Annotated in this window: 14 protein-coding genes; 5 read left to right on the plus strand and 9 right to left on the minus strand. The window is 63.4% G+C overall.

The annotated features are described in order from the left end of the window. Positions 1 to 145: 145 nt before the first annotated feature. Both QY049_RS04120 and QY049_RS04125 read right to left on the minus strand, forming a co-directional pair. Positions 146 to 547, minus strand: coding sequence for a hypothetical protein (locus QY049_RS04120; RefSeq protein WP_301269016.1), 402 nt, complete (start codon positions 545 to 547; stop codon positions 146 to 148). Then, entirely contained in the window at positions 547 to 813 is a 267-nt protein-coding gene (locus QY049_RS04125; RefSeq protein ID WP_301269274.1) for a hypothetical protein, read from the minus strand. Before QY049_RS04125 ends, QY049_RS04120 begins: the two co-directional genes overlap by 1 nt. 484 nt (positions 814 to 1,297) lie before the next feature. On the opposite strand from QY049_RS04125, the gene QY049_RS04135 reads away from it, so the two are divergent. From QY049_RS04135 to QY049_RS04155, 5 genes are all read left to right on the plus strand, one after another. Further along, entirely contained in the window at positions 1,298 to 1,531 is a 234-nt protein-coding gene (locus QY049_RS04135) for a DUF1622 domain-containing protein (RefSeq protein ID WP_301269017.1), read from the plus strand. Between the two features lie 245 nt (positions 1,532 to 1,776). Continuing rightward, a complete protein-coding gene (locus tag QY049_RS04140) occupies positions 1,777 to 2,442 on the plus strand; it encodes a helix-turn-helix domain-containing protein (protein ID WP_301269260.1) in 666 nt (221 codons plus the stop codon). 83 nt (positions 2,443 to 2,525) lie between these two features. Next, the gene (locus QY049_RS04145; RefSeq protein WP_301269018.1) at positions 2,526 to 2,837 is read left to right on the plus strand and encodes a hypothetical protein; all 312 of its coding nucleotides are present in this window, start codon (positions 2,526 to 2,528) and stop codon (positions 2,835 to 2,837) included. A 150-nt stretch (positions 2,838 to 2,987) separates the two neighbouring features. Next, complete coding sequence (locus QY049_RS04150; protein WP_301269019.1) at positions 2,988 to 4,094, plus strand: hypothetical protein; 1,107 nt, start codon at positions 2,988 to 2,990, stop codon at positions 4,092 to 4,094. 286 nt (positions 4,095 to 4,380) lie between these two features. Then, a complete protein-coding gene (locus tag QY049_RS04155) occupies positions 4,381 to 5,124 on the plus strand; it encodes an SDR family oxidoreductase (RefSeq protein WP_301269020.1) in 744 nt (247 codons plus the stop codon). Positions 5,125 to 5,258: 134 nt separating this feature from the next. Here the strand turns inward: QY049_RS04155 and QY049_RS04160 are convergent, their stop codons facing one another. The 7 genes from QY049_RS04160 to QY049_RS04190 all read right to left on the minus strand — a co-directional run bounded on the left by QY049_RS04160 (position 5,259) and on the right by QY049_RS04190 (position 13,094). Next, positions 5,259 to 6,245, minus strand: coding sequence for a helix-turn-helix domain-containing protein (locus tag QY049_RS04160; RefSeq protein ID WP_301269021.1), 987 nt, complete (start codon positions 6,243 to 6,245; stop codon positions 5,259 to 5,261). 323 nt (positions 6,246 to 6,568) lie between these two features. After that, positions 6,569 to 7,576 carry a L,D-transpeptidase family protein gene (locus QY049_RS04165; protein WP_301269022.1) on the minus strand — a complete coding sequence of 336 codons (1,008 nt, stop codon included), beginning with the start codon at positions 7,574 to 7,576 and terminating at the stop codon, positions 6,569 to 6,571. Positions 7,577 to 7,668: 92 nt separating this feature from the next. Further along, on the minus strand, positions 7,669 to 8,673 hold the full coding sequence (locus QY049_RS04170) for a 4-hydroxythreonine-4-phosphate dehydrogenase PdxA (RefSeq protein ID WP_301269023.1): 1,005 nt from the start codon (positions 8,671 to 8,673) through the stop codon (positions 7,669 to 7,671). Next, positions 8,670 to 10,205, minus strand: a complete 1,536-nt coding sequence (locus QY049_RS04175; protein WP_258761737.1) for a tripartite tricarboxylate transporter permease — start codon at positions 10,203 to 10,205, stop codon at positions 8,670 to 8,672. The genes QY049_RS04170 and QY049_RS04175 overlap by 4 nt, the downstream gene beginning before the upstream one ends. 11 nt (positions 10,206 to 10,216) lie before the next feature. Then, the gene (locus tag QY049_RS04180; protein ID WP_301269024.1) at positions 10,217 to 10,699 is read right to left on the minus strand and encodes a tripartite tricarboxylate transporter TctB family protein; all 483 of its coding nucleotides are present in this window, start codon (positions 10,697 to 10,699) and stop codon (positions 10,217 to 10,219) included. A gap of 88 nt (positions 10,700 to 10,787) precedes the next feature. Further along, entirely contained in the window at positions 10,788 to 11,780 is a 993-nt protein-coding gene (locus tag QY049_RS04185) for a tripartite tricarboxylate transporter substrate binding protein (RefSeq protein WP_258761739.1), read from the minus strand. A 54-nt stretch (positions 11,781 to 11,834) separates the two neighbouring features. Beyond that, positions 11,835 to 13,094: a CaiB/BaiF CoA-transferase family protein gene (locus QY049_RS04190; protein ID WP_301269025.1), complete on the minus strand. Its 1,260-nt coding sequence runs from the start codon at positions 13,092 to 13,094 to the stop codon at positions 11,835 to 11,837.

The following is a 13,094-nucleotide window of genomic DNA, read 5'->3' on the forward strand; positions in this document are numbered from 1 at the left end:
GCCATGTGACACGTCGGGCAAAGCCGTTTGACACGTCGGGCAAAACACTGACATCATGTTACGATCGCGCCGTTTGCAAAAGCGCGAGTCAGAACAATCGTCGCGATATGACGAACAAGCGTGAGCGGATGCAGGTCCGCAAATCTCACCACATCATGTTGCCGAACCAGCCTTGCGGCGGCAGGCGCTGTGCAAACAGCGAACGATGTGGCTGGACTCGTCGCTTGGCGTGGCGTTGCCCCTTGGCCCTCACGATCTGGGGTTTGACCAGAGACGACTGCAACGGCTCGGCCTGGCCTGGTCGCAGCATCGCGAAAGACTCGCGCTCCGGCGCTTGAATCGGAGTGCTGGGGACGTCTTCGGGCGCGGGCGTCTCCGCCACCATGGCAGCAACGACTGGATTGCGATCCCTTGTATCGAGCACGATGCGTTCCGGCCATTTCCGATCACTGTGAATGCGGGTCGGCACGGCGGCAGCGTTCGCCTCATAGCTCTCGATCGCACGAGGCTTCGGCCACAATGCATCAACCAGAAAGAGCAGCAACATCAGAGCTGCCCCCACGCATAGAAAGTATCGCGCCACGGGCATGAAAGCCTCCACGCAAACGCGCCTTCGTCGAGATCCGCACTCAAGCAGACGGCGATGGCAAGCCCAGCTTGCGCAGCGACGTGTTCAGATCCTTGATGCGGATCAAGCATCGTCGAATTGAGCATCTTTAGTTTTTGGAGGTTAGTTCTGATCAAACGGAGAACCATCATGAAACATACGCCAAAGATTGTCTTGGCCGCTTGTGCTTTCTCATGTGCGGCCATGTTCTCGATCGGATGGTCGGAGTCCGCCGGTATCTCGCTGTCGGTCCAGAGTGCGCAAGCAAGAGTTGGGCGCCCTCTAACCCCGGTAAGCGTTGCCGGAGTCGCGCGCCGGCAAACGCGAAGAGCCATATACGGAGCGGGCGCCATCGGCGTCGGCGCGGCTGCGGTCGGCACCGCGGCCGCGATCGCGGCAACTTCACCCTATGCTGGATGGGGGAGCGGTCCTTACTATCCAAATCGCGGCTACGATGCGAGCGGCCCATATGGAGCTTACGCATGGTCTCCAGATGAATACCGGAAGCGAAACGGCATTACCTGTGTACCTGGCGCGCTGACAAGGATGGATGACGGCAGGATGCATCGCTGCCAATAGGCGCACCGCTGCTCAGCGGCAACGACGGGCCCCGGTGTTGCTGGGGCCTGGCCGACGAAGTTGCAGGCGCCAGAACGCGGATAGCCAGTTCCCGCAAGCAAGGCCGCAATCATGCGCGACGACGAAGAGAAGGTCAGAGTCATGAGTTCTGGCGTCGACCCCTCCCCCCCCCCCGCCCTCTGCTGCTCGGGCTCGGAAGTCCTGGTCGCGGCGGATATCGCGAAGACGATTGCCATTGAGCTGACTTTTGCGAACCCGAGCCTTCTCGCTGGCTTCGTTATTGTGAGAACATTCCTGAGTTGGACCCTCGAGATCGAGTGCGCACCTGTCTTTGCCCATCGCTAGAAAGAGGTAATCTTCCTTATCCGGATAGGGCTGCTCCGAAGTCCGACAATTGAGCAAACATCAAGGGCCGCCAAAGCCCCCTGTTCCGCAGGAACCGGCGGCCCTTCTTGCCGCGGCGGCCCCAAACTGGCGCACAGCGCGGCCCACCTTCGGGAAAATACGTAGTCGCGCTGTTATTTGCGCCCGATCAAATCCACGCCGGCCGTCCCTGCCTAATTTTCCCGAAAATAGCGGGAGGTCCGTCCATGCTGGTGAGGATCAATTCGGCACACCGCCGTCCTATCGATGGTCATCTGGCCGCCGTTGCAGGTGATCGCGCGCGCTGCAGCGAGTTCAGGTATCGCCGAGGCAGCGAGATCTTCGGCGAGGGCGAGGACGCGGAATTCGTCTACCAGATCACTTCTGGAGCCGTGCGCACCTACAAGCTGCTTCCGGACGGCCGGCGCCAGATCAACTCGTTTCATTTGCCCGGCGACATGTTCGGCTTCGAGAACAACGAAGCGCATCGCTTCACCGCTGAAGCCATCACCGAAACCGACGTTCGCATCATGACGCAAAGCAACCTCCTGGGAGCGATGCCGGGTCAAGCGGCGGGACCAGGAAACCTCATCTGCTTCGTCACTCAGAATCTTCAGCATGCCGAGAACCACATGCTGCTCCTGGGTCGGAAGACGTCATTGGAGAAGGTGGCCGCATTCCTGCGTGAAATGGACGAGCGGCTGGCGCAGCCTGATGTCCTGAACTTGCCGATGACACGCCGTGACATCGCAGACTATCTCGGACTAACCCTCGAAACCGTCTCGCGCTCGCTGTCGACCTTGCGAGACGAGCACATTTTGCGATTTGAGGGACCGACCCAACGTCGGGTCGAGATCCTCGACCGTGATCGACTTTCGCAGCTGGACGCCTGATTTTGCCACGGTCGACCAAGCTGAATCACTGACTGCCGGCGTGAGCCCAATAGATTCTTGCAATGCCAACGGGAGGAATGGTCATGCTCATCAAGACGCTCACATTGCACTCCCTCACCTATCTGGTCGGAATTTCCAGCTCGATTGCGGTCCACCAGAACGCCCATTGGAGTTCGGCAGAAACTCCAAACCACACGCATGAGACCGTGTTTCGCGCCGGCAAGAGCGACAGACTGCCCACGAGGCCGACCGGACCTCACGCGCGCGACCTCAGGCCCGCACTGGCACCTGCAATCATCAAGCCCAATTTCAAGGTCAGGGATGCGTGCAAGGCACCGATAGATGTCCCTGGGCGCTGCTTCGCTTCCGTAACGCTGAACAATCAGGTCGGTTAACACGCTCGCTGATGAGCCGGTCCATCCTGACGCAATGAGCCGATGATGCCTACTCGCTCGACTCCCGGTAGCGGAATTCTCGGCGATCATCCGCAGGACTTTTCACTGGTCCTCGGAGGTCCGCTCTTCCAACTCCTGCGTCGGACGCATTTGTCCGGGAACACGCTCGAACTTGCGCCGCGGCGCACGCTGGCGATCTCGTTGTTTTGCTGGTTTCCACTTCTTGCGCTTTCCCTTCTGGAGGGATCCGCGCTTCATGGCCGCGTGGCGATTCCGTTCCTGTTCGACGCGGAGGTCTACACACGATTCCTGCTCGCCATTCCGCTGCTGCTGGAAGCAGAGCTCATCGTGCACCAGCGCATGCGGCTGATCGTGAAGCAGTTTCTGGAGCGCAATTTGGTTCCGGAAGACCAGATGTCGCGGTTCAATTCGGCGATCGAATCGGTCGTTCGGCTGCGCAACTCCATGCTTGCTGAAATCCTGCTGTTCGTGTTCGTGTACGTGATCGGGATCCTGGTCGTCTGGCGACACTACATCGCGATCGACACGGTCACCTGGTACGCGAGACCCACGGATGACGGTGCACGGTTTTCACTCGCGGGGATGTGGCTCAGCTATGTGAGCCTGCCGATCTTCCAATTTCTGCTGTGCCGATGGTACTTTCGGATGTTCATCTGGGCGCGCTTTCTCTGGCAGGTATCGCGCCTCGAATTGAGCCTGATGCCGACGCACCCGGATCGCGTCGCGGGCCTTGGATTTCTGTCGGACATTGCATATGCGTTCGTCCCGCTCCTCCTGGCCCATGGCGCATTGCTTGCCGGCGTTCTCGGCAACCGCATCTATCACCTTGGCGCCAAGCTGCCTGACTTCATGCTCGAAATCCTGTTGCTGGTCGTCTTTCTCGAGTGTGTTGCGCTGGGGCCGCTGCTGGTGTTCGCGCCGCAACTCGCCCAAGCCAAGCGGACGGGCCTCCGGGAGTACGGCACGCTCGCCGAACGATACGTGCGCGAGTTCGACGCAAAATGGTTGCGGTGCGGGACGTCCTCGAACGATCAGCTCGTCGGCAGCAGCGACATTCAGTCGCTTGCCGATCTAGGCAACAGCTTTGAGGTGGTCCGGACAATGCGCCTCGTCCCATTCACCAAGCAAACAATCATCCAGCTGGCGGTCGGAACGGCTTTGCCGATCGCCCCGCTCCTGCTGACCATGATGCCGCTCGAGGATCTCCTCAAGAAGCTGCTTGGAATCGTGTTCTAACCGGCAGGCTTCGGGCAACCGTCCCGCAGCTGCCTCGGCATTCCCTAACCCATCCGCTTCGTCGAACCCCTGGGAACGCGGCCCCCTTGTGACGCAGCGCGTCTTCATGCCTCGGCTTGCGACGACCGGCCGTCCAAAGCCATTTTCCGACACATGCAGGCATGTTCCGGCAAGAGCTCGCCTCATTACTCTGGTAAGCTGCACTTGGCATCACGCTTAGCGGCGTGACGTGGTGGCTGACGATCTTGATCACGTCACGTTCGGCACATGCTCAGGAGACCTTGTCATGAAGATTGTCGTGATCGGCGGAACCGGATTGATCGGCTCCAAGCTCGTGGCGCAACTCAGGCAGCAAAGCCACGACGCCGTGTCGGCCTCGCCGAGATCGGGGGTGAACGCCGTGACCGGGGAAGGCCTCGCTCCGGCACTTGATGGCGCCGATGTTGTCGTCGATGTCGCCAACGCGCCGTCCTGGGAGCCTGCCGCCGTGCTCGAGTTCTTCGAGCGTTCGAGCAAGAATCTCGTCGCGACCGAGGCCGCCGCGGCCGTCAAGCATCACGTCGCGCTGTCGATCGTGGGGACCGATCGCTCCCCCGACATCGCATATTTCCGTGCCAAGCTGGCACAGGAGAGCATCGTCAAGGCCGGCTCGGTGCCCTACTCGATCGTTCGCGCCACCCAGTTCCTCGAATTCCTCGGCGCAATCGGCGAAGCTGGCGTCTCCGGAGACGGGATCGTTGTTCCATCGGCGTCGTTTCAGCCGATCGCCTCCGACGACGTGGCTGATTGCCTCGCGGACATCGCGACGGGACCACCGCTGAATGGCACGATCGATCTCGCGGGCCCCGAGAAGGCGCCCTTCAACGAATTCGTCGCGCGCCGTCTGAAGGCGGCCGGTGACAAGCGTACTGTGGTGGGAGACCCGAAGGCGCACTATTACGGCGCCACCATTGACGACACGTCGCTGGTCCCGCTTGGTGAAGCCCGGCTCGGAAAGACGTCGCTCGCGACATGGCTCGCGAGGCTCTGACAAATCCCGCCTTCGTAAGAGTAACCGCTGACCAGGAAGCCGCAGTGCGGATTCCTGGTCCAGACTCCTGATGGCACTTTGTTCGGCCTCGTCGAACGACTTGGCACACGCGCGCTGCAATGGCCGCGGCGGCGCTAGGCTCCGCCGATGCCATCGCCTTCGATCTGCCCTGTCGTGGCCCCGAGCGTCTCTGACGGGCGCTCTCCGAACATCGCCAGGTAATATTGCGCGAAGCGACCGAGCTCGTAAAAACCCTGCTCCATCGCCACCGACGCCACGGTTGTCGAGCCGGGCGCGCTCTGGCGCAGGACGGAATGCACCGTGCAGAGCCGCTTGTGCCGGAGGAAGCTGACCGGGCCGAGACCGAAAACCTCCTGGAAGGCGCGATGCAAGGTCCGCCGCGACACGCCCAGGACGGCGCAGATTTCCGACACATGCACCGGGCGCGTGCCCATCGCATCGAGATAGTCTTCCACCTTGCGGATCAGCCGCCGCGCCGACGGCAGCCAGCCGCTGTCATCGGGGGGAAGCGACGACATGACGTTGATCGCCATGCACTCGGCGATCGCCCGCCTCCAGTATTCGGCGGTCGACGGGGTCAGGCTGCCGTTCCGGGTCCGCAGATGCGACATGATCCGGACCAGGCGGCGGCTCGCGATCGCGCCGGTCTCGAGGTCTGCCTTGAAATGGCCGCGGGTGCGCCATGTGTCGGGATCGCTCAACCGCGCATCGCCGCCGAACAGCGAGGCAACGTCGTCGATATCGAGGCGCATCGCCGCGTAAGCCGACCCGCCGTGAAAGACCCCGTCATGCTCGAGCAGCGGCGGGATCACCAGCACGTCGTTGAGCTGCATGTCGAACGACCAGTGTGCGACGCGGTCTTCGGCCGCCAGCAACATTCCGATGATCAGCTTGTCATCGCTGGAGACGCGCTGCGTGCGCATGCCGACGTTGAAGGCGCCGATGCTGAGCGAGAAATCGCCGATGCCGATATGCGACAACGTCCCGTGCAATCGCCCACGACCGAGCTGCATCACGTCGACATGCGATCCATGGACGGCCTGATGAAGACCTTCAAAGCCATCCAGTTTTTTCGAATCAACCAGAAGGAATTGGCCCATGGCCGTACCCTGTTGGTGAAGCGCGACAATTCTGGGGCAGTCGGCAGCAGGATACCACCATGATCCGCATCCGGCGCAACGATCTGCTTTCGCGATTTGCGACGAACGTTATCGAAATCCGGCACCAGATCGCTGCACTACGCCGAACTCAGGGGGGCACTGATTATCGAGTCTGTGCCATAACCTCGCCCGCATTGGCACAAACTGCACATCACATTCGACGAATGTTCGGATACCCGCGTGCGCAAAAGGAAATCATTTGACGCAATCAAGCACCATCCTTTCTCAGGGAGCCCAAAAGAGGAAGCAGACGAAGCGCAGCTCTATCTGGCGGCCGCCGGAGAGACGCCTTCCGTAAACACCACCGGCGTGCCTTTCGCGACGCTGGCTGCGACCCGCTCCGCGTCCCAATTCGTCAGACGCACGCAGCCATGCGATTGCCCCTTCGAGATGTTCTGCGGCGACGGCGTACCGTGGATGCCGTAGCCATCAGCGGACAGGTTGATCCATACGATTCCGACTGGATTGTTCGGGCCGGGCCTGATCTTGAAGGGTTTTTGGGAATGCACACCCTTGAAGTGATAGGCTGGGTTATAGCGATAAGTCGGATTTCGGTCGATCTCGGTGACCTTTAGCGTGCCAGAAGGCGACGGCTTCTCCTGGCTGCCGACGCTCGCCGGGTAGAAGCCGATCAGCGCATTCGACTTGTCGAACAGTTTTACGGTTTGCCTGACCTTGTCGATCTCGACCCGGTCGGCCTTGGCTGGGGTCGCGCTTGCGCCATCGCTCGTGTCGACGACGGCGACGGTCTCGCCGGCGCGGTCGAAATGGCGCCCAGGGTTGAGCGCCGCCAGCAGTTGCTCGCTCATGTGGAATTTCTCGGCCAGTTCCTCGCGCGGGCTGGTGTAGCCGAGATGAGGAATGTCCTTCATCTCCTGCATTTTCGACGGAAGCTTGTGCAGGAACGGACCCGCGACGTCCTTGTCGGTGATGGTGTACGTCGTCGTCGGCTGCCGATCGTCCGCCTGGAGCGCCTTCCAGACGTCATCCGTCAGTTGATCCGAGTTCGGCAATTGCCGCGCTTCGGCATAAGCGCGAAGCGCCTTCTTGGCGTTCTCTCCGAATTTGCCGTCGATCTCGCCGGGCGAGAAGTGCGCTCTGTCCAGCAGGACCTGGAGACGCACTCCAGCCGCGGTCGGCTTCTCGTTCGAGAGGGTCTTCTTCGACGGCTCGGCGGAAGCGATCGCGGCCGCGTCCATTCCGGCGGCAAACACTGGCGCGGCCGTCAGGGCGAAGAGTCCGACGGCGAGAGCAATTTTCATTGCCGCCATGTTCCAACTCCGACGTGGAGACGTTCGTCGGATTGGCAACTCGGTGAGACCGCGAAGGTTTCCGGTTTTTCCCGGCGGGCGCGCCGGCCCAGTCAGCCGGCCCGGCGCGCCGCCATCTCCGCCGCGAGCAGCACCGCGGCGCGGCTGGCGCCCGTCGACGCGACGCCCTGCCCCGCGATGTCGTACGCGGTGCCGTGCGCGGGCGTGCAGATCGGGAACGGAAAGCCGCCGAGCAGCGTGACGCCGCGATCGAAGCCCATCAGCTTCATCGCGATCTGGCCCTGGTCGTGGTACATCGTCAGCACCGCATCGAAGGCGCCGGCCTTGGCGCGCAGGAACACGGTGTCGGCGGGAAACGGCCCCTCCACGGCAATGCCGTCGCGCCGGCCGGCTTCGACCACCGGCGCAATGACATCGATCTCCTCGCGGCCGAAATTGCCGCCGTCGCCGGCGTGCGGATTGAGGCCCGCGACCGCGATGCGCGGACGCGCGAAGCCGGCATTTCGCATGCATGTATCGGTCAGTTTGAGCGCGCGCTGGATGCGTTCGCTGGACAGCTTTTCCGCGACGTCCTTGAGCGGAATATGCGAGGTGACGCGGGCATTCCAGAGTTCGCCCAGCACGTTGAACTCGCTGGCCGGCGTCCTCAGCCCGACCACCTCCGCCGAGAAGGCGATCTCGTCGTCATAATCCGAGCGTGCGAGCCGCATCGCCGCCTTGTTGAAGGGCGTGAAACAGACGGCATCGACCCGGCCATCCCTGCCGAATTCGAGCGCCCGCTTGTAGTTGGCCAGCGCGAACTGCCCGCCCGCAAGGCCCGCGACGCCGCGCTCCACCCGCGCGGGATCGAGGTGACCGAGATCGAGGAACAGCGTATCGCCTGGCAGCTCATCGAAATCGGCGTCCTGCGCCGCCGCCGTCAGGTGCGGCGAGACACCTGCGACCTTCGCGCCCTCGTCGAAGATGCGGCGGTCGCCGATGACCACGAGCCGACACCGTGCGCGAATATCGTCCTGCGCCACGAGCTTCGCCGTCAGCTCCGGGCTGATGCCGGCTGGATCCCCCATCGCCAGCGCAATCAGCGGCTTCGCAGTCATATGATCACCTTTTCCTGGCTCGTCGTTTCATGGCTGGCGGACTTGCGGAAGATCCGTGCGAACAGTTGCAGCACGAGCGGAAGCAGAAGTAGCGCGATGCCCGCCACCACCAGGCTCGTCACCAGCTTGTTGGCAAAGAATATGCCGAGCGATCCCTTGGACATCAGCATCGACTGCCGGAACGCATCCTCGGCCTTGTCCCCGATCACGATCGCGAGCACCAACGGCGCCAGGGGATAGAACAGTTTTTTGAAGAGATATCCGACCACGCCGAAGCCGAGCATCATCACCACGTCGAGATAGGAGTTCGACACCGAATAGGCGCCGACGACGCAAATGATCACGATCAGCGGCGCGATGACCACGAAGGGGATCCGCATCAGTGCGGCGAAGACGGGCACGGTCAGCAGCACCAGCGCGACCGCGACGATGTTGCCGACATACATCGAGGCGATCAGCCCCCAGACGAAGTCCTTCTGGTCGACGAACAGCATCGGTCCGGGGTTGAGGCCCCAGATCATCAGCCCGCCCATCATCACGGCCGCGGTGGCCGAGCCGGGAATGCCGAGCGAGAGCATCGGCAGCAGCGCGCTGGTGCCGGCGGCATGATCGGCGGTCTCGGGCGAGATGATGCCTTCGACCTCGCCCGTGCCGAAATAGCGGCCGCGGCGCGAGAAGCGGCGGGCGATGCCGTAGCTCATGAAGGAGGCCGCGGTCGGGCCGCCCGGAGTGATCCCCATCCAGCAGCCGATCGCAGCGCTGCGCAGCAGCGCAACGCTGTGGCGCGGCAGGCGGCCGACGGCGCGGAACACCTCGCGCCAGTCTATCTTGGAGGAGACGGCGCGGGCGTGAAATTCCTCCTCGACCGCGACCAGGAGTTCGCCGATGCCGAACAGGCCCATCACCGCGACGACGAAGTTCACGCCCTTGACCAGTTCGTCGATGCCCATGGTGAGGCGGACGCTGCCTGACACGGTGTCGATGCCGATGGCGGCAATCGCAAAGCCGATCGCGAGCGCGACCACGGTCTTGATCGGCGCCGCGCCGCCCATGCCGACGAAGCTTGCGAAAGCGAGGAAGTAGACCGCGAAATATTCCGCCGGCCCAAAGGCGAGCGCGACCTGCGCCACCCAGGAGGCCAGGAAGGTGATGAGGATGACGCCAATCAGCGCGCCGAACGCGGCCGAGCCGAACGCGGTCGCAAGCGCCGTGGTCGGACGACCGTCGCGCGCCATCGGATAGCCGTCGAATGTGGTTGCGACCGAAGAGGGCTCGCCGGGGATGTTGAACAGGATCGAGGTGACGGAGCCGCCGAACAGCGCGCCCCAATACATGCTGGAGAGCAGGATGATCGCCGAGACCGGCTGCATGCCGAAGGTCAGCGGCAGCAGCAGCGAAACCCCGTTCGGCGCGCCCAGCCCCGGCAGCACGCCGACGAGAATGCCGAGCAGCACGCCGACCGCCATCAAGGCCAGATGCGGCACGGTGACCGCGATGGTGAAGCCGTGGAGGAGTTCCGAGAGATTGTCCATCGCCCTCTCCCTCAGAATCCGAGCGCGGCGGCGAGCGCGCCGTGCGGCAGGCTCACCTGGAACATGCGCTCGAACACGACGTAGAGCGCGAGCGCCGTTGCCGCCGCCGTGACCGCCGAACGCAGGACGGATTGATGCCGGGGGATCGCGAGCACCGCGAAGACGTATGCCGCCGAGGCGACATACATCCCGAGCAGCGGGATCGCGGCGACGAAGATCGCGGCCGGCACGAACAGGCCCGCCAGTCGCCGCAGCTCAACCGACGTGATCGCGACCGGGACGTTCGCCAGCGTCCCCACCGGAACAACACCGCGCGCCAGATTGTAGAGGCTGCCGGCGATGATGATGATGCCGGTCAGGAACGGAAACGTGCCGGCATCGACACCCTCGCTCGACCAGCCGATGCCGTTGTCCAGACTCTGGACCACCACCGCGACGCCAAAGCTGCCGGTGAGGATGGCGGTCGCAAGTTCGAGCGCGCGGCGTGAGATCATCGAAGGCTCCAGTCGAGCAGCGGACCCGACATCCAATGTCGTCCCGACGAATGCCGGGACGACCGCGGAGTTTGCGGCGAGCACCGCCTCACTTGACCAGCCAGCCCTGCTCGCTCGCGACCTGTTTGACGTGCTCGAGGTCTTGCTTGATGAACTTGTCGAACTCTGCACCGGTCAGGAACGTGTCGACCTGGGACGTCTTCTCGATGTAGTCCTTCCATTCCGGCGTGGCCTGCACCTTCTTCATGAGATCGACATAGTAGGCCGCCTGCTCGGGTGTGACCTTGCCGGGCAGCCACACCGTCCGCGGCTGCTCATATTGCTTGATGTCGAGGCCCTGCTCGGCGCAGGTCGGAACGTCGCTCCAGCCTTCGGTTGCGGTGATCTTGGGACCGGCCGGCAGGCGCTTCGGGCTGAAGACGCAGAGCGGGCGCTGCGTGGCGCCGCGCCACTGTCCCAGGCTTTCGCTGGGATTGTTGACGTGGGAATCGAGATGCCCGCCGGCGAGCTGCACCGCAGCCTCGGCGCCGCTCTTGAAGGGGATGTAGGTCAGCTTCACATGACCGATCTTCTCGATCATGCGCGTCAGGACCTCATCGGTGTCCTTGGACTGCGCGCCGCCCATCTTGAATTCGCCCGATGCAGCCGCCTTCAGATAGTCGCCCGCAGTCTTGTAGGGCGCGTCCTGCTTGACCCACAGCAGGAACTCGTCCTGCGCCATCGCCGCGATCGGGGTCAGGTCCGTGTAGTTGAAGGCGACCTTGGAGACGAGCGGCTGCTGCCAGGCGTTCGAGGTGCCGAAGATCACCTTGTAGGGATCGCCGGCCGAGGCCTTGCCGTAGACATAGCCTTCCGCGCCGCTGCCGCCGCCCTTGTTGACGACGACGATGGGTTGTTCGGTCAGCTTGTACTTGGTGACGATGTTCTGCACCGCGCGGGCGAGGTTGTCGGTGCCGCCGCCGGGCCCGGCGGTCGCCACGAACTCGATCGGTTTTTGCGGCTGCCAGGCCGCCAATGCAGGCGCACTGCCTGCAAGCACGGCTGTACCGACGGACAACAGGAGTAGAGACGTCGCACGCATGATTTCCTCCAACTGACTTTTCTGTTTTGTTCGATCAGCCGTCTCGACGTCCGCTCAGGCGACGCGTTCCTTGCGCTCCCTGGATGCCGAGACGATTGCGCCTTCCTTCTCGAGCGCTTCGATTTGCGCCGTGTCGAACCCATGCTCGGCCAGCACCTCGCGCGTATGCTCGCCATAAACGGGCGCGCCTGAGGCGACCTTGCCCGGCGTCTCCGAGAATTTGACCGGCAGCCCGATCGTCCTGACCGGGCCGAGGGTGGAATGCTCGACCTCGACGACCATCTCGCGTGCCAGCGTCTGCGGATCGCTCAAGGCTTCCAGCATGTCGTGCACCGGTCCACAGGGCACGCCCTTCTCGTCGAGCGCCGCAAGCCAATGCGCGCGCGTCCGGGTGCGGAAGCGCTCGCTCAGGACGGCTTCGAGCTCCTTCAAATTCGCCATGCGGTCGGCGCCGGTGACGAAGCGCGGATCGGCGGCGAGTTCGCTCGCGCCGAGCGCCTCCAGCATCAGCAGCCAGTGCTTCTTGTTGGCGCCGCCGACGACGAGCCAGCCATCCGAGGCCGCGAAGGCCTGATACGGCGCATTGAGCGGATGCGCAGAGCCCATCGCGCGCGGTGCCGTCCCGGCGGCGAGCGCGATGGTCGATTGCCAATAGGTCTGCACCAGCGCGGCCTCGAAGAGCGAGGTCTCGACCCACTGCCCCTCGCCGGTCTTGAGGCGATGCGTGTAGGCGGCGAGGATGCCCATGCTCGCGAGCAGGCCCGCGGTGATGTCCGATAGCGGCGGCCCGCATTTCACCGGCGGACCATCCGGGCGCTCGCCCGTGAAGCTCATGATGCCGCTCATGGCCTGCGCAACGAGATCGAAGCCACGGCGATGCTTGTAGGGACCGGTGCGGCCGAAACCCGACAGCGAGCAATAGATCAGCGCCGGGAAGGTCTCGTGCAGCTCTTCATAGCCGAAGCCGAGGCGCTCCATCGCGCCCGGCGCAAAATTCTCCACCAGCACGTCGGCATCCGCAATCAGGCGCCGCAGCACCGCCTTGCCGCCGTCGGTCTTCAGATCCAGCACGATGCCGCGCTTGTTGCGGTTCATCATCAGGAACGAGGCGGCTTCGTCGCCGATCTTCGGCGGCACCGAGTGACGGGTGTCGTCGCCATTCGGCCATTTCTCGATCTTGATGACGTCGGCGCCCATGTCGGCGAGCATCAGGGTGCAGGTCGGCCCCGCCATGACGTGAGTGAGGTCGATGACCCTGAGGCCGGCGAGCGGGCCTGCGCGGCGGGACGTCGATTGCGATCGATCGCTCTGCAT

This window comes from Bradyrhizobium sp. WYCCWR 13022 (assembly GCF_030435535.1).
Classification (GTDB): domain Bacteria; phylum Pseudomonadota; class Alphaproteobacteria; order Rhizobiales; family Xanthobacteraceae; genus Bradyrhizobium.